The 25,024-nt window shown below is 70.4% G+C and carries 19 protein-coding genes; 6 read left to right on the forward strand and 13 right to left on the reverse strand.

All coding sequences use genetic code 11. The annotated features are described in order from the left end of the window. Nucleotides 1-48: 48 nt before the first annotated feature. The gene (locus tag ABD999_RS20150; RefSeq protein ID WP_271276875.1) at nt 49-1,902 is read left to right on the forward strand and encodes an extracellular catalytic domain type 1 short-chain-length polyhydroxyalkanoate depolymerase; all 1,854 of its coding nucleotides are present in this window, start codon (nt 49-51) and stop codon (nt 1,900-1,902) included. A gap of 120 nt (nt 1,903-2,022) precedes the next feature. Here the strand turns inward: ABD999_RS20150 and ABD999_RS20155 are convergent, their stop codons facing one another. Continuing rightward, on the reverse strand, nt 2,023-2,709 hold the full coding sequence (locus tag ABD999_RS20155) for a carbohydrate-binding protein (RefSeq protein ID WP_271276876.1): 687 nt from the start codon (nt 2,707-2,709) through the stop codon (nt 2,023-2,025). 243 nt (nt 2,710-2,952) lie between these two features. On the opposite strand from ABD999_RS20155, the gene ABD999_RS20160 reads away from it, so the two are divergent. Together ABD999_RS20160 and ABD999_RS20165 are read left to right on the forward strand one after the other, a co-directional pair. Continuing rightward, nucleotides 2,953-3,402: a hypothetical protein gene (locus tag ABD999_RS20160; protein WP_271276877.1), complete on the forward strand. Its 450-nt coding sequence runs from the start codon at nt 2,953-2,955 to the stop codon at nt 3,400-3,402. Between the two features lie 5 nt (nt 3,403-3,407). Next, nucleotides 3,408-6,779: a hypothetical protein gene (locus ABD999_RS20165; protein ID WP_271276878.1), complete on the forward strand. Its 3,372-nt coding sequence runs from the start codon at nt 3,408-3,410 to the stop codon at nt 6,777-6,779. Nucleotides 6,780-6,934: 155 nt separating this feature from the next. Here ABD999_RS20165 and ABD999_RS20170 read toward each other — a convergent pair whose 3' ends face one another. From ABD999_RS20170 to ABD999_RS20185, 4 genes are all read right to left on the reverse strand, one after another. Beyond that, nucleotides 6,935-7,372 carry a hypothetical protein gene (locus ABD999_RS20170; protein WP_271276879.1) on the reverse strand — a complete coding sequence of 146 codons (438 nt, stop codon included), beginning with the start codon at nt 7,370-7,372 and terminating at the stop codon, nt 6,935-6,937. Nucleotides 7,373-7,380: 8 nt separating this feature from the next. Continuing rightward, complete coding sequence (locus tag ABD999_RS20175; RefSeq protein WP_271276880.1) at nt 7,381-8,493, reverse strand: C1 family peptidase; 1,113 nt, start codon at nt 8,491-8,493, stop codon at nt 7,381-7,383. 89 nt (nt 8,494-8,582) lie between these two features. Then, nucleotides 8,583-9,926, reverse strand: coding sequence for an MFS transporter (locus tag ABD999_RS20180; protein ID WP_271276881.1), 1,344 nt, complete (start codon nt 9,924-9,926; stop codon nt 8,583-8,585). A 333-nt stretch (nt 9,927-10,259) separates the two neighbouring features. Further along, on the reverse strand, nt 10,260-10,562 hold the full coding sequence (locus ABD999_RS20185; RefSeq protein WP_148032998.1) for a hypothetical protein: 303 nt from the start codon (nt 10,560-10,562) through the stop codon (nt 10,260-10,262). 169 nt (nt 10,563-10,731) lie between these two features. Between ABD999_RS20185 and ABD999_RS20190 the strand changes: the two genes are divergently transcribed. Continuing rightward, nucleotides 10,732-13,548: an AfsR/SARP family transcriptional regulator gene (locus ABD999_RS20190; protein WP_271276882.1), complete on the forward strand. Its 2,817-nt coding sequence runs from the start codon at nt 10,732-10,734 to the stop codon at nt 13,546-13,548. Between the two features lie 42 nt (nt 13,549-13,590). Here ABD999_RS20190 and ABD999_RS20195 read toward each other — a convergent pair whose 3' ends face one another. From ABD999_RS20195 to ABD999_RS20220, 6 genes are all read right to left on the reverse strand, one after another. Continuing rightward, nucleotides 13,591-14,622 (reverse strand): LacI family DNA-binding transcriptional regulator, encoded by a 1,032-nt coding sequence (locus ABD999_RS20195; protein WP_148033000.1) that lies wholly within the window; start codon nt 14,620-14,622, stop codon nt 13,591-13,593. Between the two features lie 2 nt (nt 14,623-14,624). Then, on the reverse strand, nt 14,625-16,184 hold the full coding sequence (locus tag ABD999_RS20200) for a glycoside hydrolase family 13 protein (protein ID WP_271276883.1): 1,560 nt from the start codon (nt 16,182-16,184) through the stop codon (nt 14,625-14,627). A 49-nt stretch (nt 16,185-16,233) separates the two neighbouring features. After that, nucleotides 16,234-17,097 carry a sugar ABC transporter permease gene (locus ABD999_RS20205; protein WP_271276884.1) on the reverse strand — a complete coding sequence of 288 codons (864 nt, stop codon included), beginning with the start codon at nt 17,095-17,097 and terminating at the stop codon, nt 16,234-16,236. Continuing rightward, entirely contained in the window at nt 17,094-18,095 is a 1,002-nt protein-coding gene (locus ABD999_RS20210) for a carbohydrate ABC transporter permease (protein WP_271276885.1), read from the reverse strand. The genes ABD999_RS20205 and ABD999_RS20210 overlap by 4 nt, the downstream gene beginning before the upstream one ends. A gap of 2 nt (nt 18,096-18,097) precedes the next feature. Further along, nucleotides 18,098-19,390 carry an extracellular solute-binding protein gene (locus ABD999_RS20215; RefSeq protein ID WP_271276886.1) on the reverse strand — a complete coding sequence of 431 codons (1,293 nt, stop codon included), beginning with the start codon at nt 19,388-19,390 and terminating at the stop codon, nt 18,098-18,100. 237 nt (nt 19,391-19,627) lie between these two features. Further along, entirely contained in the window at nt 19,628-20,656 is a 1,029-nt protein-coding gene (locus ABD999_RS20220) for a LacI family DNA-binding transcriptional regulator (protein WP_148033004.1), read from the reverse strand. Between the two features lie 343 nt (nt 20,657-20,999). Here ABD999_RS20220 and ABD999_RS20225 point away from each other — a divergent pair, with 343 nt between their 5' ends. Beyond that, nucleotides 21,000-22,691 (forward strand): carbohydrate binding domain-containing protein, encoded by a 1,692-nt coding sequence (locus tag ABD999_RS20225; protein WP_271276887.1) that lies wholly within the window; start codon nt 21,000-21,002, stop codon nt 22,689-22,691. 272 nt (nt 22,692-22,963) lie between these two features. On the opposite strand, the gene ABD999_RS20230 is transcribed toward ABD999_RS20225, so the two are convergent. Further along, nucleotides 22,964-23,107, reverse strand: coding sequence for a hypothetical protein (locus tag ABD999_RS20230; protein WP_271276888.1), 144 nt, complete (start codon nt 23,105-23,107; stop codon nt 22,964-22,966). Nucleotides 23,108-23,482: 375 nt separating this feature from the next. Further along, nucleotides 23,483-23,833 carry an ArsR/SmtB family transcription factor gene (locus ABD999_RS20235; RefSeq protein ID WP_271276889.1) on the reverse strand — a complete coding sequence of 117 codons (351 nt, stop codon included), beginning with the start codon at nt 23,831-23,833 and terminating at the stop codon, nt 23,483-23,485. Between the two features lie 374 nt (nt 23,834-24,207). On the opposite strand from ABD999_RS20235, the gene ABD999_RS20240 reads away from it, so the two are divergent. Then, complete coding sequence (locus tag ABD999_RS20240; protein ID WP_271276890.1) at nt 24,208-25,023, forward strand: CPBP family glutamic-type intramembrane protease; 816 nt, start codon at nt 24,208-24,210, stop codon at nt 25,021-25,023. The last annotated feature ends 1 nt before the right edge of the window (nt 25,024 follow it).

Consider the following 25,024-nt stretch of genomic DNA (forward strand, 5'->3'; position numbering starts at 1 on the left):
GGCGGACCGATCCGCGGCGCGCCGCGGACATGGAGAGGAGGAGCGCGAATGAGACGCTTGACCACGGTGCTGGCTGGTGCCTGCGCCACGGCGCTCTTTGCCGTCATGACCGTGGTACTCGGATCGCCGGCCGTCGCCGCCACCCTGGTGGAGGTGACCAGTTTCGGCAGCAACCCGGGCAACATGCGGATGCACGTCTATGTGCCGGACTCGCGCCCGGCCTCGCCGGCGATCGTGGTGGCGATGCACGGCTGCGGCGGGTCCGGTCCCGGCTTCTACCAGGGCAGTGAGTTCGCCTCGCTGGCGGATCGATACGGCTTCGTCGTCATCTACCCGACCGCCACCCAGTCGGCGGGGTTCGGCAACTGCTTCGACACCTGGTCGGACGCGGCCAAGCGGCGCGGCGGCGGCAGCGACCCGGTCTCGATCCTCTCGATGATCGACTATGTCGAGCGGACCCACCAGGGAGACCCTAACCGGGTCTACGCCACGGGAAGCTCGTCCGGCGGCATGATGACCCAGCACATGCTCGCCGTCTACCCGGACGTGTTCAAGGCAGGGGCCTCCTTCATGGGCGTGCCCTTCAACTGCTTCGCCGGCGCCTCCGACTACCCGCCGGGAAGCAGCAGGTGCACCGGCGGGAGCATGGACCGAACCCCCCAGCAGTGGGGTGACGCGGTCCGCCAGGCGTACCCGGGATATACCGGCCCCCGCCCGCGCATGCAGCTGTGGCACGGCACCAGCGACACCCTCGTGCCCTACTCGCTGCTGCGGGAGTCGATCGAGCAGTGGACCAACGTGTTCGGGCTGAGCCAGACCCCGACCAGCACCGACACCCCTCAAGCAAACTGGAACCGCAGCCGGTACGCCGATCCGTCCGGCACCGTGCAGGTGGAGGCGTACAGCATCCAGGGCGCCGGGCACGCTCTACCGCAGAGCGGCATGGCCCGCTACGCCGTCGAGTTCTTCGGCTTGACCACCAGCCAGACCGACACCACGCCGCCGACCACGCCAGGCACCCCGGTCGCGTCCAACGTGACCGCCTCCAGCGCCACGCTGACCTGGACCGCGTCCACCGACCAGGGCGGCTCCGGCCTGGCCGGCTACAACGTCTACCGGGAGCAGGGCGCCACCGACCCGCAGCTCGGCCAGTCCGCCACCACGTCGATCACCCTGACCGGGCTGAGCGCCAGCACCCAGTACCAGGTGTACGTACGGGCGCGCGACGGCGCGGGCAACCTGTCGGGCAACTCCGCGACGGTCACCTTCACCACGGCCGCCACCGGAGGCGACACCACGCCGCCGACCGCCCCGGCCGGGCTCACCGCCTCGGGCACCACCACGACCGGCACCAGCCTGACCTGGACGGCCTCCACCGACGACACCGGTGTGACCGGCTATGAGATCCTGCGCGCTCCCGGCGCGTCGGGCGGCACGTTCGCCCAGGCCGGCACCTCGGCCACGACCTCGTTCACCGACACGGGCCTGACCGCGGGCACCACCTACCGCTACCAGGTCCGGGCGCGCGATGCCGCCGGCAACGTCTCACCGGTCTCCAACACCGTCCAGATCACCACGCAGGGAGGCACGACGGGTGCCTGCTCGGCCACCCCGACCGTGCAGTCCCAGTGGGGGAACGGGTATGTGATCCAGCCGCTGACCATCACCAACACCAGCACCTCGACGATCAACGGCTGGACGGTCACCTTCACCCTGCCGGCCGGGCACACCCTGACCGGCTCGTGGAACGGCACCGTCACCACCAGCGGCCAGACCGTCACGGTCAGAAGTGTCAGCCACAACGGCACGCTCGCGCCGGGAGCCGGCACCACCAGCTTCGGCTTCCAAGCGAGCAGGCCCAACGGCGACACCGCCCTGCCGTCCGGCTACACCTGCGCCTGACCGTCAGCGCGCTTCCCTGATCACGGCTCCGTCAGGTGGGACCGGGCCGTGATCAAGGGATCCGCGCCGGCGGCGGCGGAAGCACCGCACGACCTCTCAGAACGCGCCGAACCGGCCGCATCAGGAGATCTCGACGTAGTCCAGTTCGGCCGCGAACAGTCCGTCGTCGTGCTGGAATCGCAGCGTGTTCCATTTGTGGTCCAGCTTCAGCCTGACCGGCGCGTCCGACCAGGACGTCCAGGTGTCACTACCCGGATAATGCAGGACGACCTTGTACGAGCCATTCACCGTCAGATACTGACGCGCGTTGCCATCGGCGGCGCTGTACCGCACGTTCACCGTATAGGTGTCGGCCCTGGGCGCGTACACCTTGATTTCGACCCAGCTGTCCGGGTGGTTCAAATAGCCCATAGAAGCGTTGTTCGACGCGCCGTCGATATTGTAAAGGCGCCTGGCATTGTGGTAAGTGCCGTCCTCGGCCTCGTAACGGACCGGCCTCTCTGATACGACGGCCAGGACGATCAGGGTGGTCACCACGACGGCCGGCACGGCCGCGATCAGCAGGATCGTACGAGGTCGCGGGCCACGGGCGTGGGCGGGCTCCGGTGTCCCCGAGATGGACGCGTCGTCGTCGGCGGGCCGGCTTCGCAGTTGCGCGCGCAACCCCAGCATCGAGACGACCAGCCCGGCCGCGCCCGTGAACATCCCGATCACGCTGGCCCGTCGATTCAGCCCCTCCAGCACATCCCCTGGCAGACGGAGCGGGTCGACGAGGAACCAGACCAGAAGCGAGACCACCAGCACCACGATCGCGGTGTTCCGCACCGCCCGCCATACCCACGTACCTGGCGCTCGCTTCTGCCCTCTCGCCGCATTCGACATGGCTCCAGGGTGGCACCTTGATCGCCTCAGACGAAGGCCGGTACGGGAATTATGACGATCTCGGAATCTTCGTCGTTCGTGAGGCGTTTCCCGCCGTGCGCCGTCAGTATTGATCTGACTTTCGGTGGATTGGCGTGCAACGGATATGCGCGAGGAAGGGAGGAGCCGATGCTGACCGAATCCCTGGTGGCGTTGGCCGCCAGCGGTGGGGCGGCTCTGGTGGGAGCCATGGCCACCGATGCCTGGCAGGCGACCCGCAGCGGTGTGGCCCGGCTGTTCAGCCGCCAGGGGCCCGAGCGTCAGGCCGCCGTCGAAGCTCAGCTCGACGGCAACGTCGTCCTGGTGGAGCGGGCCGGCGATCCCGGCCAGGCGCGGCAGACGCTGGTGCCGGTCTGGGAGATGGCGCTGGCCCAGTTGCTGGAGGAGCACCCCGAGGTCGAGGCCGAGCTGCGAGAGCTCGTCGCGCGCGTACGTGAGGCTCTGCCCGACGCGCAGCGGGTGCAGCACCAGTACAACATCGCCCGCGACAACTCCCGGCAGTTCTCCGTGATAGACGGCGACATCAACTACTACGCCTCCCCCGCGCAGCCGGACCGCGGCGCCGACAGCCCCATGTGACCGGCATGGACGGCATGTTCGGCCAGCTGGGGCGTACCGTTCACCAGGAGGTACGGGTCGAGAGCGGCTTCGCCTACGGGGTGATCGGCGCGGATCTGCACGTCTTCGGCGACGGCAGACCTCTGTACCTGCTCAAGGAGACGAGCGGACGGGCGCAGCTGAGAGTCGCGCTGGACGCTCTCGGGCTCCCGGCCCAGCCGAGCCAGCTTCTCAACGCCCGCCACGCCGTGGTGGACTTCACCGGGCGCGACGGCGAAGTCGAGGAGCTGACCACGTGGCGCGACAGCGGTGACAGTCACGCGGTCCGCTGGCTGCACGCCCCCGGCGGCCAGGGCAAGACCCGCCTCGCCGCCCACCTCGCCGCGGCGGCGGTCGGCGACGGCTGGAAGGTGATCGTCGCCGAGCACGCGCCGGCTCAGGTGGTCGACGCCGAGGACCAGACCGGCCACGACCTGCGCCTCGGGACCGCCCGCGGGATCCTCATGCTGGTCGACTACGCCGACCGCTGGCCCCTGGCCCACCTGACGTGGCTGTTCAGCAACAAGATCCTCGACCAGGACGTACCGGTACGAGTGCTGCTCCTCGCCCGCAACGAGCACATCTGGCCCGCCCTGCGCCATGCCCTCACCCAGGCAGGCTGGCCACCCGGGGCCTGCGCCGCCCGGTCCTTGGGCCCCCTGCCGAGCACGAGGGACGCCCGCCGCGACATGTTCAGGGCCGCCCGCGACTGCTTCGCCCGCTGCTACGGGCTGACGCGGGCATCGGTGATCGGCGTGCCGGACTGGCTGGAACGTGAGGAGTTCGGCCTCACCCTGGCGGTGCACATGGCCGCGCTGGTCGCCGTCGACCGCCACGTCCGTGACACGCCCCGGCCCGCGCCCGGTGAGAGCATGCTGGCGCTGACCGCCTACCTGCTGGGGCGCGAGAGCCATCACTGGCACACGCTGCACGGCACCGCCGATCCCCTGACGGGCGCGCGCACCACGTTCGGCACCGACCCGATCCGGATGCGACGGGCCGTGTTCACCGCCGTGCTCACCGGTCCCCTGGGCTTCCGGGACGCCATGGCGGCGCTGGACGCCGTCGGCGTCGGCGGTGACACCGACCGGGTGCTCACCGACCACACCTTCTGCTACCCGCCCGCCGATCCCCGTACGGTGCTGGAGCCCCTCTACCCCGACCGGCTCGCCGAGGACTTCCTGGCCCTGTACCTGCCCGGCCACGACCTGCCCGAGCACCAGCCGGAGGCGTGGGCGGCCACCGCCCCCGAGACGCTGCTCGCCTCACCGTCCGGCGACGGGACGCTGCCGCCGTACGCCGCGCGGACGATCACGTTCCTCACCGCGGCGTGCGAACGCTGGCCCCATCTGATCCCCACGCTGGAAACGCTGGAGCGTCTCCTCCCCGAGGACCCGGACGACGCGGCCGGCGACCTCGCCGTCGCGGCGGCCGACCTCACCGAGCGCCTCGCCGGGCACCGGCTGCCGACGCTCACCGATCCCGCCGCCCGCGCGGAGCTGTACGACGTCCTGGGCCGGTGGCTCTACCAGGCCCACCAGGAGGAGAAGGCGGCCGCCGCGCTGACCGAGGCCACCCGGCTGTACCGGCCGCTGGCCGCCGCCGATCCCCGGACGTTCGAGCCCAAGCTCGCCGCGGCGGCGTTCTACCTCGCCATGGACCTGGCGCTCGGGGGCGCCATACCTCAGCCGGACGACCTGGCGGCGGTGGCCTACTTCTCCGCCGGCGGTGACGCGCTGCGGCCCGCCCTGGCCCGCCCGGACGAGGCGCTGGCGGCGTTCCGCGAGGCCGTCGAGATCTTCCGCCGGCTCGCCCGCGACGATCCCGCCGAACACCAGGAACGCCTGGCCGCCGTGATCTGTGTGGCCGCGCTCTGCGGGCCGTACCTGGGAGCGCCGGAGGAGTCGCTGGCCCTCGCGCGCGAGGGCGTCGACCTCGTCCGCCGGCTGGCACGCGACCAGGAGAACCTGGGCAAGGACTACTCGGACGACGTCGCGGCGGCGCTGATGGCCCTCGCGGGCAACCTGGTGGCCTCGGAACCGGAGCAGGCCGCGGCGCTCGCCCACGAGGCCATGGAGATCCTGCGCCGGCTCGCCCGCGACAACCCCGCCGAGCCCGCCCACGAGGACAGCCTCTACGGGATGCTGGCCTTCCAGACCGCGGTGCTGCTGCGGCTGGGCCGCGCCGAACCGGCCGTCGCCGTGCTCGACGAGGCCGTACGGATCCGTCGCCGCCTCGACCGGCGGAAGGATTCGGACGGCCGCGACGCCTGGCAGGACACGTTCGCCGGGGCGCTCGGCCTGGTGTGGGTGCAAGGGACCGAGGACGACGTGGAGACCGGCCTGGAAACGGCCGCGCGGGTGCTCCGCCACGAGGCGCGGGCCAACCCCACCGCCGACGGGGTGGCGCTCTATCACACCTTCCTCTCGCTCGACCTCCTGCTGCGCCGGCTGGAACGATGGGACCTCGTCCTGGCCGGGCAGCGCGACGCCATCGACTTCCTCGGGCACTGGGACGACGCGACCGATCTGCTCGGCATGCTGGCCGCCCACGGCACCGTCCTCGCGATGCTGGGGCGATGGGACGAGACCCTGGACGTGATCGGCGCGATCGCCCGGGAACTCCTGCGGGAGGGCACCGCCGCCGAGCTGGAGTACGCCATTCACGGAGGGCTGACGGCGATGACCACGGGCAGCGTGGGCCGGTCGCCGGACGAGCAGCCCGCCGGCGCCTACGAGCGCGAGTCGCGGGACGAGAACGTCGCCATGCTGAACGAGATAGCGGCGGCCTACCGGCGGCGTTCCCACGGCGACACCCAGGAGCGTGACCAAGGCCTGGCCGTCACGCTCAAGACGCTGGCCGAAGCACTGTGGATCAAGGACGAACCGTGGGAGTCCCTGGCCGCCGGCGACGAGGCCGTCCAGATCCGCCGCCGGCTGGCCCGCGGCGGTTCCGCCGAGCACCGAGGTCACCTCGCGCTCGCGCTGAAACGCCACGCACACAGGCTGGGACGTGTCGGACGCCACGAAGAGGCGGCCGCCGCGGCGGGAGAGGCCGCCCACCTCTACGACCTCCTCGCCCGGGACGACCCCGGCGCGGACCGGCTCGCCCTCGCCGCGACCCTGCACCTCCTGGCGTCCAACCTGCAGTGGTCCAGCCCGGCCGAGGCTCTGGAACCTGCGCGACGGGCCACCGGGATCCTGGAGCGGCTCGCCCGCGACGAACCCGCCACGCACGAACCCAACCTCGTGATCATGCTGGACACGCTCGCCGAGATCCTCGACCGCCTGGGCCGCGGAGAAGAGGCACGGACCACGGTCAGCCAGGCGGCCGGAATACGCGCACGTACCCGGACCTGAGACACGCGTCGATGGGATTCAGGCGCGTCGGAGGCGTTCGAGGTGGGGCAGTTCCCCGGGGCGCACGTGGGCGGTGCCGCACCCTCCCAGGATTCCCACCCGAGCCGGTGCGGCACCGTGCCTGCCGAAAGTCCGCGCCGTTTCCGGAAACGCCGTCACCACAGGTAGATCTCGTGGACCAGGCCGTCCGGCTCCTCCCGATAGGTGATCGGGGACCCGGTCTGCCTGGCCTGCGTGGCGAGCGTCAGCAGCGCCGTGAACGCCCCGTCGCCGCCGTTGTAGATCTTCTTCCAGACGCCCTGCACCAGGATCCAGGCGTTGCGGGTCTGGGCGATCGACCAGGTGGCGGTGACGGTGGCGCCGGAGATCCACCCACCGGCTCCGCCGTCCTCCGAGACGATCTCCTCGGCCACTTCCGGGGAGACGGTCAGCGTCGGCCGCATCTCGCCGTCCGGTAGGTGCGCGAACCGGGCGACCATCTCGTCACCGGCCGGCTTGGCGGAGCCCTGGCCATCGGCGGCGACCGGCCACACGGACGGCGGGATCAGCACCGGCCGGGAAACGGTGATCTCGTCGTACTCCTTCGTCGTCATCTCTCCCCCTACCACGCGTAGATCTGGTGGACGGTTCCGCCGTCCTCGTACAGGCCGACGGGCGTGCCGAGCGCCTTGGAGGCCGCCAGTTCGAGCAGCATCGCCTCGCCGGTGGTCGCGTCGGCGCCGTCGAGCTTGAGCCAGCCGCGGACACTGCCGTAGGCCCACACGTTGCCGTCGGCCTCGTTGCTCCACAGGCCCAGGATCCGCTGGTCGGGCAGCCAGCCGCGCAGTGTCACCCCGGAGACGGAGCAGGTCTGGTAGGTCTCGACACGGCACTGACCGTAGGCGATCTTGAAGAAGCCCTGGTCGCCCCAGTGACGACCCCAGCTGTTCTTGGCGATCCAGCATCCGGCGGCATCGTCGTACCCGACCAGGCTGACGCAGTGACCGCCGGCGTACGCGCCGGTGACGTGCCGATAGACGCCGCCGCCGTAGCTGAAGAAGTCCTGGTAGACGTCCAGGCACGCGGAGACGGCGCCGTACGCGGCGATGTGCTCCTTCATGGCCGCGGCGTCGCCGCTGATGTCCTGGAACCGCGCGACCTTCGCCATGCGGTTGGGCCAGTCGGCGTTCAGCCGGGAGCAGTCCTGGTCCCCGGCCACGTAGGGGAAGCAGTCGTCGAACGCGACCCCCGCGTCGCGGCAGTAGGGCAGGGCCTGCGCCGGCCACCAGCCCGCCACGCAGCTCGCTCCATCCTGGCCGCCGTGGCAGTAGAACAGGTGGGCCTCGGAGAGGTCCACTGTGAGGCCCGCCGTCCGGTTGGTGAAGCGGACGACGTGCTCCATCGTCGAGATCACCGCGAAGGCGACGCACGACCCGCAGTCCCCCTGGTCCTTGACCCGTGTGGTGTAGTCGGCACCGCCGTGGTCGCGCAGGTCGAAGGCGGCCGGGGCCCCCACCGACTCCGCGCCGGCCGCGTGGGCCGCCGCGGTCCGCTCGTCGAGGTCGTCGTCGAGCTCGGCGACGCTCACGCCCGGCGTCGGCGGAACCCCGAGGCGCAGGACCCTGCTCTCTTCGGTGAGCCCCGTCATGGACGTGTACGCCATGCTCCATGGCTGCTCGGCCTGTTCCAGCTCCGTCTGGAGCCGGCCCAGGTCGAGCGGACTGTTCACTGGCATGTCCCCTCCTAGGTCGCGTGGCTCCAAGCGTCGCCGTGCCGGACCCCTGGCGCCCCGGGGGATGGCCTAGGGGCTTCCCCAGTCAGGGCTCACCTGAGAGAGATCCGCCAGGCGACGAACCCGGCCGCGGCGAGCCCGGCGAGGGCCAGAAGGCTACTGGTGAGGAACGGGTCGATGCCGTCCAAGGCGGGAGCGAACCCGATGCCGACGTACACGGTGACCCCGGTAGCACCGCCCAGCTGGTCGGCGGCTCGCTGGACGCCGGAGGCGATGCCGGCGTCGTCTTCGGTAACGCCGGTCACCGCCACGTACTGCAGTCCGACGATCCCGAACCCTATCCCGGCGGCGACGAGCATCATGGCCGGAATCATCGCCGGACCGGCGGCCCCGAGACGGGAGACCAGCGCGATGGCGGCCATCGCCAGCATGGTGCAGCCGATCCCGGCCAGGACGCAGACGCGGGCGCCCCACCGTCCGAACAGCCGGGGAATCAGCAGCGAGGCCGCGATCAGGGACACCGCCAGGGGCAGCATCGTCAGGCCGGCCTGGAGCGGGCCGGCGCCCAGCCGATCCTGCAGGTAGTAGGTGAACAGCAGGAACGAGGTGGACAGCGCCGCGCTCAGCAGAGCGGTGGCGAGGTTGGCGAGGAAGCGCGGCCGGTTGCGGAAGAACCGCGGCGGCACGAGCGGTCGCCGTGCGCGGCGCTCGACCCTGACGAACAGCGCCCCGGCCACCACCGCGCCGGCCAGCGCCACCGGCGGCAGCCACGGCAGCGTGCCGTCCGCCCCTCCTGCCTCGACGACCCCGAGGGTGAACAGCAGCGGAGCCGCGACCAGCAGGAGCGCACCGGGGAGGTCCAGCGGAGCGCGCTCGGCAGCCCGTCCGCCCGGCACGAGGAGGACGACCGTGGCGAGCACGACCAGGATGAAGGGTACGGACACCAGGAAGATCCACCGCCAGCCGAGCAGCTCGGTGATGATCCCGGAGGCCACGAACCCGACGACGAGGCCGCAGCTCGCCACGGCCGCCCACACGCTCAGCGCCCGCGACCTGCGCGGTCCCTCGGGGAACATGAGCACGATCACCGCCATGGATGCCGGAAGCGCGACCGCTTCACCGGCGCCCTGCAGCAGCCGGGCTGTCACCAGCAGGGCGAAGGACGGCGCGAGCCCGGCCAGCACGGACGCGGCGCCGAAGAGCGTCGTGCCGAGCAGGAGGATGCGGCGCCTGCCGAGCACGTCGCCCAGCCGGCCGCCGAGCATCAGCAGCCCGCCGCCGGTGATGGTGTAGCCGACCACGACCCAGGTCAGCGCGTGATCGTCGACGCTGAAGTCGGCGCCGATCGAGGGCAGCGCGACATTGACCACGGTCATGTCAAGCGCGATGAAGAACTGCAGCGTGGCCATGCCGCACAGCACCAGCCACGCACGCACCGGGGACGATCCGTCCCGGAGCGAAAGGAGAATGCCTGAAAGCATCGAGTGCTCCGTTGCCCAGAAGAGGTTCCGGGCAGCACGAACGTGCCGCTCCGGTTGGACCACGAAGCGACAGGACGTTCAGCGGATAGTGAGAAGAACGCCCCGCCGCTAGCGGAGCGTCCTTGTCACCGCGGCACAGACGGCCGCGCACGAAGCGCCAGACATGTCACCGATGCTAGCGGAGCCGACGGCAGATTGATCACTCTGCCGGACCTGGCAGCCGCCCCGGCACCGCACCCTGTGTCCCGTCGGTCCCACGATGCCTTGATCGGGGATGACGATCGGCCCTCAGCGGAAGCGCCAGTAGCCGCTCGCCGGCTCTTCGCTGGTCGTGCACTTGGCCACGGACCTCACGGTGTTGGGGCGCCTCCACTGTCCGTACCGGGTCGTGTAGTTGCTGGAGCCGATCCTGTAACACCTGACCACGGCCTGGAACTCCCCGTCCCCCTTGCCGCAGAACACTTCGTAGGTGAACGTCGTGTACGTGTCGGAACAGTTGGAGGGAGCCGCGTGTGCGGCCCCCGCCGACGCGACCACTGTGCCGGCCGCCAGCAATGCGCCGACCGCGGCCACCTGCAGCGTCTTCGTCACCTTTTTCATTGCACTCCTCACACCGTGACAGGACTCGGCTGGAACGCCGTTGATCTACGGCACAGCGTAGGCAGGAGGGGCTATCCATCCGCTTGTCGGCGGCTATTACCCGCTTGCGGCACCTCGGCAGTGTGCCTACGCTCGCCATCAGCGATCAGGGGGGCCGCAGGTGCTGTTCGGCATTCTTGGACCGGTTGAGATCATCACGGACAGCGGGCCGGTATCCGCCGCCCAGCCCAGGCACCGGGCTTTCCTGGCCTATCTGTTGCTGCACGCCAACCGGGTGGTGACGCCCGACCAGGTGATCGAGGCCATCTGGGGGGGCGCGGAGCCTGCGTCCGCGCGGACGCAGGTCCACGTGGCGATCTCGGGACTGCGCAAGGCGCTGCGTGAGCGCGGGCTGGACGACGTCGTCGTCACCTGCCCCGGCGGCTACCGCCTGGAGCTGGCGTACGGTGCGCTGGACGCCGACGTCTTCGCCGGCCGCGTCAAGGCGGGCCGCAGGCTGCTCGAACGCGGCGCGCACGAGGAGGCGGCCCGCGAACTGGACGCGGCAGCCGGGCTGTGGCGAGGGCAGGCGCTGGCGGACATCACCGCGGCGTACGCGGACGCGGCCCGCCACCGGCTGCATGAGCAGCGGCTGAGCGCTCTGGAGTCGCTCGCGGATGCCCGGCTGGCGCTCGGCGATCACGACGCGCTGATCCCCAAGCTGAGCGGCCTCGTCGAGGCACACCCGCTGCGCGAGCCGATGGTGTGCCGGCTGATGCTGGCGCAGTACCGTGCGGGCCTTCGCTCTCAGGCGCTGGAGACCGCCAGGCGGATGCGCGGTCTGCTCGCCGAGGAGGAAGGGCTCGACCCCGGAGAGGCGTTCGTCCGGCTTGAGCAGGCCATCCTCACCGCGGACCAATCCCTGAGCCTCGCTCCGGCGACCTGGGTGCGGCCCGCCCAGCTCCCCTATGACGTCCACCGCTTCACGGGAAGGGTCCGAGAGCTGGAGACGCTGACCGCGATGGCGTGCGCGGCCGACCCGCCTCCCGCGGTGCTGGTGGTCGGCACGGCCGGGGTGGGCAAGAGCGCGCTGGCTGTGCACTGGGCGCACGGACATCGCGACCGGTTTCCCGACGGGCAGCTCTACGTGAACCTGCGCGGCTTCGATCCCGGCCGTGATCCCTTGGAACCCCTTGAGGTGCTGCACAGGTTCCTGCGCTCTGTCGGAGTCGACGCGGTCCCCGACGAGGTGGACGAGGCGGCGGCGCTGCTGCGCTCGCGGCTCTCCCGGCAACGTGTGCTGATCCTGCTGGACAACGCGCGCGACGCCGAACAGATCCGGCCGTTGCTACCCGGTTCGGCGAGCTGCGTCGTCCTGGTGACCAGCCGTAACCAGTTGCGCGGCCTGATCGCCAACGAGGGGGCGCGGCTGCTGCGGCTCGATCCGCTCACCGCGATCGAGGCGGACGAGCTGCTGCGCGGGGCCATCACGAGCTCGACGGCCGATGACGCGCAGGCCATCCGCGAGCTGGCGCGGCGGTGCGCGTATCTGCCGCTGGCCCTGCGGCTGGCCGCGGCGCAGCTCATCTGCCGTCCTCATCTGACGATCGTGGAGTACACCAGGCGCCTCTCGACCGATGACGCGCTGGAGGTGCTCGACATCCAAGGTGGCCTGAAGGGGCCGGTCGACTCCGCGTTCGAGCTGTCCTACCGCGCGCTCGGGGACGTCGCGCGGCGGTTGTTCCGGCTGTTGAGCCTGGCTCCCGGCCAGGACTTCGCGCCGGAGGCGGCCGCGGCGCTGCTCGGCGTCGCCCTCGCCGGGGCACGGCGTCCCCTGGAGGAGCTGTCCACGGCGCACATGATCGATGAGCATCGGGCGGGCCGCTACACGATGCACGATCTGCTGCGCAGCTATGCCATCCGGATGCTGGCCAGTGACGAACCGGACGAAGGACGGACCGAGGCGGCCCTGCGGTTGGTCGACTTCTACGCCGACGCGGTCTTCGCCGCCTATCCCCTGTTGCAGCCGCGCCGGCCTCCGGGCGAGCGTCAGCTGACACACCCGCCGGTGGAGCGGCTGCGGTTCGCCGATCGGGCCGAGGCTCTGGCCTGGCACGACGCGGAGCGCGAGAGCTTCGTGGGTGTCGTCGAGCTCGCCGCCCGGCACGGCCGGCATCACCGCGCCTGGCGGCTCACCTCCGACCTGCTGGCGTACTTCATCATCCGGCGACGCTGGCGGGAGTGGTCGGCGGCACTGCGGATCGGCCACGCGTCCGCGACGCGGTGCGGCGACCTGGAGGGCATGACGTACATGAGCAACTCGTCGGGCATCGTCTGCAAGCAGACCGGGCGCTACGCCGAGGCCGTCGAGCACTACCTGCGGGCGATCGACCTGGCGACCGCGGCGGGCAGTGACCGCATGGTCGGCTCCGCCCACGCCAACCTCGGCGGGCTGTACATCACCCAGGGCCGTCCGGAGGAAGGGATGCGGCATCTGCGGATCGCGCTGGCCGTGCCCGAGTACGGACAGGTGCCGCAGTACGCCGCGGCGGGACACGTCAACCTGGGCTGTGCCCTCATCGAGCTGGGCAGCCTGCCGGAGGCGGACGAGGCGCTGCGGCGGGCGCTCGGGTACGCGATCGCTTGCGATGACGTGCAACAGATCTGCTTCTCCCTGCACAACCTCACCGAGATCGCGTTACGCAGAGGAGACCGGGAGGCGGCCAGGCGGCACGCCGAGACCCAGTTGACCCACGCCGAGGAGCTCGGCGACCCGCTGCGCACGGCGGCGGCACTCGACCTGCTGGCCTCCACCGTGCTCCTGGAGGACCTGCCGGCCGCCCGGGCGCACTGGCGGGCGGCGCTGGCGATCTATCGCGACCTCGGCCATCGTCAGAGCGCGGTGCTCAGCGAGTGGCTGGCCACGATAGAAGAGGATCTGGACGATCTCGCCGGCGCCAACGAGGAGTACCGCCGTCGTTGCCGCAGGCTCGTCTGAGCCGCGGAACGCCGAGCCCGTGTCGGCCGCGCGGAGCCTCCGTCATCGGATGATCTTCGGGCCCGAGCCGGTGGAGGCGCGGACGATGAGTTCGGGCCGGAAGATCAGCTCCTGGTGGCGGGACGGCGCCCCGGCGACCAGCTCCAGGAGCGTGTCGACCGCGGCCGCGGCGATGACCTGTACCGGCTGGCGCACCGTGGTCAGCGGCGGGTCGGTGTAGGGGATGAGCACCGAGTCGTCGTATCCGACCACGGACACCGCGCCGGGGACGTCCAGCCCTCTGTCGCGGCACGCCCTGATGGCGCCGATCGCCATGAGGTCGCTCGCGCAGACGATCCCGGTGCAGCCGCGATCCAGGAGCTGGGCCGCCGCGGCCTGCCCGCCCTCCACGGAGAAGAGGGAGTGGGCGATCAGCGCGCCGGGGTCCTCGCCGGGGCACAGGTCGGCCATGGCCTGCCGGTAGCCGTCGATCTTCCTGATCACGGGGACGAACCTGGCCTGGCCCACGGCCAGCCCGATCCGCTCGTGTCCGAGGGCGTGCAGGTGCTGAACCGCGAGCCGGGCGGCGAGGCGGTCGTCGGTGGACAGGAACGGAGCTTCGACGTCCGCGGCGTACCCGTTCAGCAGGACCATCGGCACCTTCTGCGTCACCAGCCGGATGTAGCGGTCGGCGCGCGCGGTGGTGTCCGCGTGCAGCCCCGACACGAAGATCATGGCGCTGACCCCGCATTCGAGCAGCAGCTCGGTGAACTCGTCCTCGGGCGCGCCGCCGGGCAGCTGTGTGCACAGGACGGGCGTGTAGCCGTGCTGGGTGAGCGCCTTCTCGATCGCCTGGCCGAAGGCCGGAAAGATCGGGTTGTCCAGCTCGGGTGTCACCACGCCCACCAGGCCGCGGCTGCGTTGCCTGATGCGCGGTGGCCTCTCGTAACCGATGAGGTCGAGCGCGGTCAGCACGGAGTGCCGGGTCGGCTTCGAGACTCCCGGCCGGCCGTTCAGCACCCGGCTGACCGTCGCCTCGCTCACCCCCGCGAGCGCGGCGATGTCGGTCAGCCGGGGCATCCCGTTCGCGGGCATCCCTACCACAGGGGCCGCCCCCACCAGGCGGCCGAGTCGGGCGGGAGCGTACCGCCTGCCAGGGGCGCGCTGGCCAGCAGCAGGTCGCCCGAGACCGGCAGCTCCACCTTGTGGTCGTTGAGGTTGACCGCGCAGGTGAAGCCGTCGCCGCGGGTGAAGACGAGCGTCCCGTACGGCGAGTCGAGCCAGGTGAGCGCGCCGTCGCCGAGCTCGGGGCGTGCGCGGCGCAGCCGCAGCGCCTGCCGGTACAGCTCCAGCGTCGAGCCGGGGTCGTCCCGCTGCGCTTCCACGCTCAGCTCCGCCCACGTGCCGGGAATCGGGAGCCACGGGTCGTTCCAGCCGGTCTCGCGGGTCCAGGGAATGGGCACCCGGCAGCCGTCGCGGCCGCTGTCGGGGTCGCGCAGCCGCTGCGGGTCCCGCAGGACCTCTTCCGGCAGGTCGAGCACCTCGGGCAGGCCCAGCTCCTCGCCCTGGTAGACGTACGCGGAGCCGGGCAGGGCGAGCGTCAGCAGCGCGGCGGCGCGGGCCCTGGCCAGGCTGCCGTAGCGGGTGACGGGCCGCTTGACGTCATGGTTGGACAGCACCCAGGTGGACGGCGCGCCGACCGAGCCTGCCGTGGCCAGCGACTCGTCGATGACCTCGCGCAGCGCCCCGGCCTGCCACGGGGTGTTGAGGAAGTGGAAGTTGAACGCCTGGTGCAGCTCGTCCGACCGGACGTAGCGGGCCAGCCGTTCGGCCGTGGGCGCCCACGCCTCGGCCACGCCGATGCGCTCCCCCGGGTACGAGTCGAGGACGCGCCGCCACGACCGGTGGATCTCGTGCACGCCGTCCTGGTCGAAGTACGGCACCACGTCGGCGCCGATCATGCGGACCTGGCCGGTCCGGCCGACGTCGGGCAGCCCGGGCGCCTTGACCATGCCGTGCGCGACGTCCACCCGGAACCCGTCCACGCCCAGGTCGAGCCAGAAGCGCAGCACGCCGGCGAACTCGGCGTGCACCTCCGGGTGCTCCCAGTTCAGGTCGGGCTGCTCGGGGGCGAACAGGTGCAGATACCACTGGCCGTCGGCCACCCTGGTCCAGGCGGGACCGCCGAAGATGGATTCCCAGTCGTTCGGCGGCAGCTCGCCGTGTGCGCCGCGGCCGTCGCGGAAGATGTAGCGCTCCCGATCCGGACCGCCCTTGAGGGCACGGGCGAACCATGGGTGCCGGTCGGAGGTGTGGTTGGGCACCACGTCGACGATGACGCGCAGGCCGAGGGCATGCGCGTCGGCGATCATCGCCCGCGCGTCGGCGAGCGTGCCGAACAGCGGGTCCACGTCGCGGTAGTCGGCGACGTCGTAGCCGAAGTCGGCCATCGGCGAGGGGTAGAACGGCGTCAGCCAGACGGCGTCCACGCCCAGTTCCGCCAGGTAGGGCAGGCGACGGCGCACGCCCGGCAGGTCGCCGACGCCGTCGGCGTTCCCGTCGGCGAAGCTGCGCACGTAGACCTGGTAGATCACCGCGTCCCGCCACCAGCGGGTGGCGGTCACCGGCTGCGCGGCGCCCTCGGCGAGTTCGGTCATCTGTTTCCCCGATCAGTCAGAGTCGGAAGGCCGGTGCGACGAGGCCGGCTCACGACTTCGTCGCGCCGCTGGTCAGCCCGGCGACCAGATGGCGCTGGACGACGAGGAAGACCGCCGCGGCGGGCACCGCGATCAGCACGGCGGAGGCGGTGAGCAGTCCCCAGTCGGACCAGTGCTGGCCGACGAACTGCTGCAGGCCCACGGCGAGCGTGCGCTTCTCCTCCTGGGACATGAACACGGTGGCGTACGCGACCTCGCCCCATGCGGTCATGAAGCAGTAGAACGCGGTGACGGCCAGGCTGGGCCGGGCCAGCGGCAGCACCACCCGCCAGAACGCGCCGAAGGGCGTGAGCCCGTCGATCAGCCCGGCCTGGTCGATCTCGCGCGGGATGGAGTCGAAGTAGCTCTTCATCATCCAGGCGCAGAACGGCACCGCGATCGTCATGTAGGCGATGATCAGCCCGGGGATCTGGTTCAGCAGTCCGAGCGCGGCCATCAGGTTGTACAGCGGGACGATGAGGATGGCGACGGGGAACATCTGGGTGATCAGCAGCATCCACATGATCCCGCGCCGGCCGGGGAAGGCATGGCGGCTGAGCGCGTACCCGGTGGTCGAGGCGAGGAAGACGCCGAGGACGGTGGTGAGGCCCGCCGCCAGCACCGAGTTGACCAGCCACGTCAGGAACTCGGTCTCGCCGAGCACCCGCGCGTAGTTGGTCAGCGACGGCTGGTTGAAGATCTCCAGCTCGGCGGACAGCCATCCGTCGCGGGGCTTCAGCGACGTCAGCACCAGCCAGACGACGGGGAACAGCGAGACGGCACAGGCCGCGACGAGGGTCACGTGCAGCAGCACCGACGCGGCCGGGCTGCGCCCGGCGGCGCCCGGCGCGACCGGGCGGGTGTTCGCGGTCACCAGACCTCCCCTTGTCTGCGCAGCGCGCGGCGGTAAACGGTGGCGAGTACGACGAGCAGGACCAGGATGATCACGCCCCAGGCCGCCGAGCCGGAGTAGTTGCGCACCCCGGTGAACGCCTCCCTGAAGGCGTAGGTGACGAGGATCTCCGTCTCGCTGCCGGGACCGCCCCGCGTTATCAGGAAGATCACGGGGAACATGTTGAACGTCCAGATGGTGCCCAGCAGCACGACCGTCGCCGAGACCGACCGGAGCATGGGCAGCGTGATGTGACGGAAGCGCTGGAAGGGTGTCGCGCCGTCGACCGCGGCGGCCTCGTACAGCTCGGACGGGATCGACTGCAGGCCGCCCAGCAAAGCCACCATCATGAACGGCACGCCGACCCAGACGTTGACCGCGATCACCGCGAGCTTGGCCGTGACCGGGTCGTCCAGCCAGCCGACCGCGCCGAGCCCGGCCGCCCTGAGCATCGCGTTGATCACGCCGAAGTCGCTGTTGAACAGGTAGCGCCAGATGAAGGCGGCCACGAACCCGGGGATCGCCCACGGCAGGATCAGCAGCACCCGGTAGAGCGAGCGGAACCGCAGCCGGCGGTGCAGCAGCATGGCCAGGCCCAGGCCGATGCCGTAGTGCAGGACGACGCAGGACACCGTCCAGATCGCCGTCCAGGTGAGCTTCTCCCAGAACAGGCCGCTGGAGAGGATGCCGACGTAGTTGTCCAGGCCGACGAACTCGTAGGTGGCCGGGATGACGTTGACGCCGATCGTCCGGCCGACGTTGGCCTCCGTGGCGTCCGTCAGGGACAGGTAGACGCCGCGCAGCAGCGGCCAGCCGATCAGCACGGTGACGACGATCATCACCGGGGCGACCATCGCCCAGGCGTACCAGTGCCGGGACAGGGCCCGCCGCAGCGGGCCTTGGTCGCGGCCGGCCCGGCGGCGGCCGCGGTCGGCGCTGTCCCTGGTCGTGCTCCTCGCACGTCCAGTCGAAACGGCCACGGTCAGCTCCAGGCCTTCATGATCGTCTGGAACTTCTCCTCGGCCTTGGTCAGCGTCTCCTCGGGCGTGGCGCCGCCGACCAGTTCCTGGTAGCTCTCCAGCAGCGGCTGGAAGAGCTGGCCGCCTTCGGGGATCCACGGGCGCGGCACCGCGGTCTCCATGATCGGCTTGAAGATCGACACGTCGGTGTTGGCCTTCACCCTCGGGTCCTCGAAGCTGGAGGTGCGGGCGGGCAGCAGGCCCAGTTCGGCGGAGACGGTGGCGAGCGAGGAGGACGAGCTCATGAAGCGCAGGAACTCGTACGACGCCTCGATGTTCTTGGATCCGGCGTAGATCGCGAGGTTCCAGCCGCCGGTGGGGGCGCCCGCCTTGGCGGAGCCTGCGGGCACCGGGGCGATGCCGAGGTTCTCCTTGTCCGCGAACTCCTTGCCCTGGTAGACCTCCGACAGCGACCAGGGGCCGTTGTAGATCATCGCGGTCTTGCCGTCCTTGAGCGCGGTCATCGCGTTGGCGTAGCTGTCCTGCAGCGCGGGCTTGGCCGCCGCACCCGAGGTGATGAGGTCCTGCAGGGTGGCCATGGCCTTGACGTTCTGCGGGGAGTTGACGACGACCTGCTTGTTCGGCACGTCGAGGAGGTCGCCGCCCTCGCCGTAGATGAAGGGCAGCAGGAAGTAACCGTCCACGTTGAGCGCCAGGCCGTTGGCGCCGGTCTTGGACTTGACGTCCTGGGCCGCCTGCTTGAGCTCGGGTACGGTCGCGGGCGGCTTGTCGTGGCCGGCCTCCTTCAGCAGCCGCTTGTTGTACAGCAGGGCGAGCGTGTCGGTCACCTGCGGGACCGCCCACGTCTTGCCGTTGTACTTGGTGCTGCTCAGCGGGCCGGGGAGGTAGTCGGCCTCGTCGTCGACGGCGCGGGTGCCGTCGAGCGGCTGGAGGTAGCCGAGTTCGGCGAACTGGGACGTCCAGGCGACCTCGGAGCGGATCACGTCGGGGGCGCCGGTGCCGGCCTGGGCCGCTGTCTGGAACTGGTTCTGCGCCTGGTCGGAGGGGACGTTGACGTACTTGATCTTGATTTTGGGGTACTTGGCCTCGAACTCCTTGATCAGCTTCTGGAATGTCGGGCCCTCGCTGTCCGGGCGGACGGTGTCCCACCACGTGATCTCGCCGCTGATCTGGCTCGGGTCGGCGGGGGCCGAGCCGGTCGGCGCGGCGGAGGATGTGCCGTCGCCGCCGCCGCACGCGCCGACCGCGAGCGCGAGCGCCGCGACCATCGTCACGGCCGAAAGGGCTTGCCGCATCTCTGTCTCCTCGTAGGAAGCCGAAGGGGGACACGCCGCGGGAGACCTCGCCCGCCGGGGTCCTCGGAAGTGAGGTGGACGTTACGCGCCTGCAAGCTTCATTGAAAGACTTTGCAAATAAGGATCACTTTTTCGTTATCTTTGCAAGGAGGCAGCCAGCCGTCACTCTGGGTGACGACACCTGGACAGCAGGTCTCCTGATCCGAGCACCTGCCGGAGGAGGGTCTGCCGCGGGAGTCAGGAGGTGGGGACGACGGGCGTGCGGATGGGGGCCGTCGAGCGGCGGACGACCAGCTCGGGGCGGTGCAGCAGCTCGCCGCGGGGCGCGGGCACGCCGCCGATCTCGTCGAGCAGGCTGCTCACCGCGTTCAGCGCCATCTCGCGCACCGGCTGCCGGATCGTCGTGAGCGGCGGGTCGAGGTAGGCCGTCATCGGCGTGTCGTCGAAGCCGACCACCGACACTTCCTCCGGCACGCTCAGGCCCAGGTTGCGGGCGCCCCTGATCGCGCCGATGGCCATGATGTCGCTGCCGCAGCAGATGGCCGTGCAGCCGCGCTCGAGCAGTTGCTGGGCCGCGGACTGGCCGCCCTCCACGGTGTAGAGCGTGTTGACGACCAGGTCGGAGACGTCGGTGACGCCGGCGTAGTTGGCCATGGCACGGCGGTAGCCCTCCGTCTTACGCATGGTGGGCACGAAACGCTCCTGGCCGATCGCCAGGCCGATGCGCCGGTGACCGAGGGAGACCAGGTGGGCGACGGCCATGTCGAGCGCGGCGACGTCGTCGTTGGAGATGAAGTGAGCCTGGATGTCGGGGCGGTAGCCGTTGATCAGCACCATGGGCAGGCCCAGCTCGGTCAGATGCACGTAACGCGCGGCGTTGGAGCGGGAGTCGGCGTGCAGCCCGTTGACGAAGATGATGCCCGCGACACCGCGCTCCAGCAGCAGAGCGGTGTAGTCGTCCTCGGTGACGCCGCCCGGCGTCTGCGTGCACAGCACGGCGGTGTAGCCGGACAGCACCAGGGCGCTCTCGATGACCTGCGCGAACGCCGGAAAGATCGGATTGCTGAGCTCGGGGAGGATCAGGCCGATCAGGCCGGTGTGGATCTGCCGGAGCTTGGCCGGGCGCTCGTAGCCGAGCACGTCGAGCGCGGTGAGGACGGCTTGCCTGGTGCCGGGCGCCACGCCCGGCTTGTCGTTGAGCACCCGGCTCACGGTGGCCTCACTCACGCCCGCTTGGGCGGCGATGTCGGCGAGGCGCATGGTCATGGCAGCCAATTTACCGTTCTCCGTCTCCTCCCAGGACCGGGGCTGCGGGAGCTTCGGCCAGCAATGTGTTGCAAGCTCTTGCAGACACTTCGCCGTAGTGGTGGGTCACTCTTGAAAAGTCTGCAAACTATTGCAAGGTCCTTGGCCGCCGAGTAACTTCCAGGCAACACCGAGGAAACCCGAACGCGGAGGTTCTGATGGTGCCTCTCCCCCATGGGCGTGCCAGAGCACCGCCGGGCCCACCGGTCCGCCACAAAGCAGCCCTCAAAGCAAGACGGGCCGGGTGTTGGCCCACCCAGCCCGTTGACGGGAACCCCATCCTCACGTTTCTGGAGATCCCCGCATGAAACTCTACAAAGCAATCGTCGCCACCGCATTAGCGGCGGCGAGCAGCATCGCCGTGCCCGTACTGGGCCAAGCCCCCGCCCATGCCGCCTCCGGCGTCGGCGTCATCGCCAACCTGTGGAGCTGGAACTGGAACTCGGTGGCCAGGGAGTGCACGGAGGTGCTGGGCCCGGCCGGGTACGGCGCGGTGCAGGTCTCACCGCCGCACGACTCGATGACCAAGGGCGGCACGGTCTGGTGGGACATCTACCAGCCCGCCCGCTACGAGCTGACCAGCAAGTTCGGTGACGAGGCCGCGTTCAGGCGCATGGTCGCCGCCTGCAACGGCGCCGGCGTGAAGGTCCAGGTGGACGCGGTCATCAACCACATGACCGGCCAGGGCGCCACCAGCTACGGCGGCTACGGCTTCAGCAAGTACAACTACCCGGGGCTCTACTCCTCCCAGGACTTCCACCAGCCCACCTGCCAGATCAACCAGGGCGACTACCGCAACGACGCCTGGCGCGTCCAGAACTGCGAGCTGGTGAGCCTGTCGGATCTGAACACCGGGTCCGAGTACGTCCGAGGCAAGATCGCGGACTACCTGAACAAGCTGACCTCGCTCGGCGTGTCCGGCTTCCGCATCGACGCCGCCAAGCACATCCACCCCGGTGACCTGTCCGCGATCAAGTCCAGGCTCGTCGGATCGCCCTACATCCACCAGGAGGTCATCCAAGGCGACCAGGAGGCCGTCCAGCCGAGCCACTACACCGGCGTCGGCGACGTCGACGAGTTCGTGTACGGCCGCAAGCTGCGGGAACAGTTCACCGGCCAGATCAAGAACCTGCGGACCTTCGGCGAGAGCTGGGGTCTGTCGGTGCCCGGAGACAAGGCCGTGGTGTTCGTCGACAACCACGACACCGAGCGGGGCGGCTCCACGCTCACCTACAAGAACGGCGACACGTACAAGCTGGCCAACCTCTTCATGCTGGCCTGGCCGTTCGGCACCCCCCAGGTGTACGCCTCCTACACCTGGAACAACAGCGAGGCAGGGCCGCCCTCGGCCAACGGCGGCCACGCCACCGACGTCAACTGCTCCAACGGCCAGTGGACCTGCTTCAACCGGCAGGTCGCCGGCATGGTGGGCTTCCACAACGCCGTCAAGGGCACCGGCGTCGCCAACTGGACCGACAACGGGAACAACCTGATCGCCTTCAGCCGCGGCGACAAGGGCTGGGTCGCCATCAACAACGAGGGCGGCTCCATCACCCGGACCTTCACCACCGGCCTGCCCGCCGGGACGTATCCGAACGTGGCGGGCGGCGGCACGGTGACGGTCGACTCCGGCGGCAGGGCGACGGTCACCGTGCCCGGCAAGAGCGCGGTCGCCGTCCACACCGGCTCGACCCCTCAGCCGGGTGACAAGGAAGCCACCGTCTACTACAGGACGGGCTGGGCCACGGCCAACATCCACTACGGCATCAACGGCACCTGGACCACCGCCCCAGGCCTGCCCATGGAAACAGCCTGCGCCGGCTGGAAGAAAAAGACCATCAACCTCGCCAACGCCACCACCCTCAAGGCCGCATTCAACAACGGCTCCGGAACCTGGGACAACAACAACGGCAACGACTACACCCTCGCCACCGGCACCTCCACCGTCAAGGACGGCGTCGTGACCCCCAACGCCGCCGACCCCTGCGGCAGCTGATTCCCCCGCCTGTTCCGCGAAGGGTGTGGCGGGGGCTCCCCGACGAGGCTGCCCCCGCCACACGAGGGTCTGACCCGGTCAGGAGGCCGACGCGCTGACCGGCCGTCAGGTCACTCGACCATGATGTGATGGAGGGTCTTGGCCGCCCAGCAGGTGACCTCGCCGAGGTCCGGCGGCGGGTCCTCGAAAGTGAACGTGCCGTCCTTCCGCGTCGTCACGCCGGCGATCGGCTCTTTCGTCCCGTGGACCAGGCGCCGGGTCACCGCGAGCGGCTAGAGCCCGAGCGCCTTGCCGTCGGTACGGGTGAGCCGCCCCTCGACGGTGACCGGCGAGCAGGACGTCGAGCCGGAGCGGGCGCGAGCCGACGGCGGCTGAACCGGCGGCATCCGTACGGCCGGAAGTGAGCGTACTGTCACCTTTCGGATGCATGAAGTGATGACCCCGTCTTGGGATTCCTGTGACGGGAGCATCACTTTCTGTGCACTCTGGCGGAATGCAACTACTGGTGTGGTTCGCCATCGTCATGGCCGTCGTCTACCTGGGGTCCTGCTACTTCCACCCCTATATGAAGTGTCCGCGCTGCAATCGCTCAAAAGAGTCGCATTCGACCACTTTCAAGGGGGCTTTCGGTAAATGCCGGGCGTGCGGCGGGGCCGGGCATTCGGTGAGGTTCGGGGCGAAAATCCTCGGCCGGAAGTGACTGTTCCGGAGTCCGGCCGACAGTCGTCTCCAATCCGCGGCGGTGGCGGGCCTCGCCTGCCACCGTTCCGGCACGGAGTCCGGGATCGCGGCTACCGGGGAGGGTCGGGCGCCAGGCTCCCGTCGGGGGCGATGTGATCGAAGATCTGGCGGATCAGGGTGACCACATGGGGGTCCTCCACCGCGTACAGCGTCCGGCGGCCGTCCCGGCGTGCGGTGATGAGGCCGGCCAGGCGGAGCTTGGCCAGGTGCTGGGAGACTGTGGCGATGCCGATGCCCACGTGCGTGGCCAGCGTGCTGACGTCGTAGGAACCGTGGGTGATCAGCCACATCAGGTGCAGCCGGGCCGGGCTGGCCATCAGGGCGAACGTCTCGGCCGCCGCCCTCAGCTGCGCGGGGGTCGGGTGCTCGGCGCCGGGTGAACCCGGTGTGGAGGTCGGCATGGCCTCTCCATTGTCCCGTGCCGACGGCCTGCCTCCACGTTTCGATGCTTGCGCGATTTCCGAAACGTGTGGAAGAGTGAAGCCGCTCCGAAGGGGAGTAGCCCGCGACGCCCGCACGTCGACACGCTGAGAACCTCGCGTTCTCCGGCGGCGGGGACCGGTCACCGGCCGGTGGGCGAGACCTTCGGCCACGCAGTCATGCCTGGCCGAGTCTCCCCGTGGGTCCCGGCCGGGTCGTCCACCGCCCGGGAAGGACTCCTCCACTTGGCTCCCTCCAAGCCGCCCCAGCCGTCGAACTGCGGCACGGACAGCACCATGAAGACCTCGACGTCGCGGCCGCCGGCCGACGCCCGCTCCCCCAAGGCGAGCAGTTGGTGACCGACCCGGCCCTCTCCCTGGCGCGGGCACGGGCCTTCGCCGACGACCCCTGGAGAAACGGAGACGTCTTCGTGCTGTCCGACCTTCTGTCCTACGGCGTACGGATCCTGCCCGGACTGCTGCTGATCGGCGCGTGCTTCGCGCTGGCGCGCGCCGAGCGGGACCCGCTCCTGCGCATCGTGACCCTCGTCCTCGGCTTCGTGCTGATCAGGGATGCGATGACACCGCTCGGGTTCTGGCGGCTCGGCGTCGCGGGAGGGGTGCCCTGGCTGCGTTTCACCGACGTGGCGGGCATCCTGCTGCTGTTCGCCGTGGGTACGGTGGTGCTGACCGCCGCCGTGCTGACCCTGGATGGCGAGCTGCGCTCGCTGGTGCGGTGGGGCCGGTTCACCCCGGCCGCGCTCGCCCTGGGGGTCGGCGGTGGCGTCCTGGCCGCCGCTCCGGTGCTGTTGCTGTCCTTGGCGACACCGCTGGCGGATCGGGGCGGCGCGGTCGCGGTCACGCTGCTGCCGGTGCTGCTGCTGTTCAGCCTGGCGGGCAACCTCGCCGAGGAGGTGCTGTTCCGCGGGTTCCTGCAGGGCCGGCTGGAGCAGCACACCGACGGCGTCCGGGCGGCGCTGCTGTCGGCCCTGCTGTTCGCCGCCTGCCACGTCTTCCTGGCCTCGACCGTGACCGACGTCGGCTGGCCGCTGCTGGCCTTCACCCTGTACGAGGGGCTGATCTGCGCCTTCCTGCGGCTGCGGTCAGGCGTGACCGCAGCCGCCCTCGCCCACGGAACCGGGATCTTCCTGCTGGCCGGCGCGCTGGTCTGAG

The sequence above is a fragment of the Nonomuraea ferruginea genome, assembly GCF_039540635.1.
Taxonomy (GTDB): Bacteria; Actinomycetota; Actinomycetes; order Streptosporangiales; family Streptosporangiaceae; genus Nonomuraea; species Nonomuraea ferruginea.

Coding starts and splice junctions, on each gene's coding strand:
- ABD999_RS20235 (WP_271276889.1), bottom strand. CDS start 23,833: ATGCCGACCTCCACACCGGGTTCACCCGGCGCCGAGCACCCGACCCCC.
- ABD999_RS20215 (WP_271276886.1), bottom strand. CDS start 19,390: ATGCGGCAAGCCCTTTCGGCCGTGACGATGGTCGCGGCGCTCGCGCTC.
- ABD999_RS20165 (WP_271276878.1), top strand. CDS start 3,408: ATGGACGGCATGTTCGGCCAGCTGGGGCGTACCGTTCACCAGGAGGTA.
- ABD999_RS20170 (WP_271276879.1), bottom strand. CDS start 7,372: ATGACGACGAAGGAGTACGACGAGATCACCGTTTCCCGGCCGGTGCTG.
- ABD999_RS20220 (WP_148033004.1), bottom strand. CDS start 20,656: ATGACCATGCGCCTCGCCGACATCGCCGCCCAAGCGGGCGTGAGTGAG.
- ABD999_RS20175 (WP_271276880.1), bottom strand. CDS start 8,493: ATGCCAGTGAACAGTCCGCTCGACCTGGGCCGGCTCCAGACGGAGCTG.
- ABD999_RS20200 (WP_271276883.1), bottom strand. CDS start 16,184: ATGACCGAACTCGCCGAGGGCGCCGCGCAGCCGGTGACCGCCACCCGC.
- ABD999_RS20160 (WP_271276877.1), top strand. CDS start 2,953: ATGCTGACCGAATCCCTGGTGGCGTTGGCCGCCAGCGGTGGGGCGGCT.
- ABD999_RS20195 (WP_148033000.1), bottom strand. CDS start 14,622: ATGCCCGCGAACGGGATGCCCCGGCTGACCGACATCGCCGCGCTCGCG.
- ABD999_RS20150 (WP_271276875.1), top strand. CDS start 49: ATGAGACGCTTGACCACGGTGCTGGCTGGTGCCTGCGCCACGGCGCTC.
- ABD999_RS20225 (WP_271276887.1), top strand. CDS start 21,000: ATGAAACTCTACAAAGCAATCGTCGCCACCGCATTAGCGGCGGCGAGC.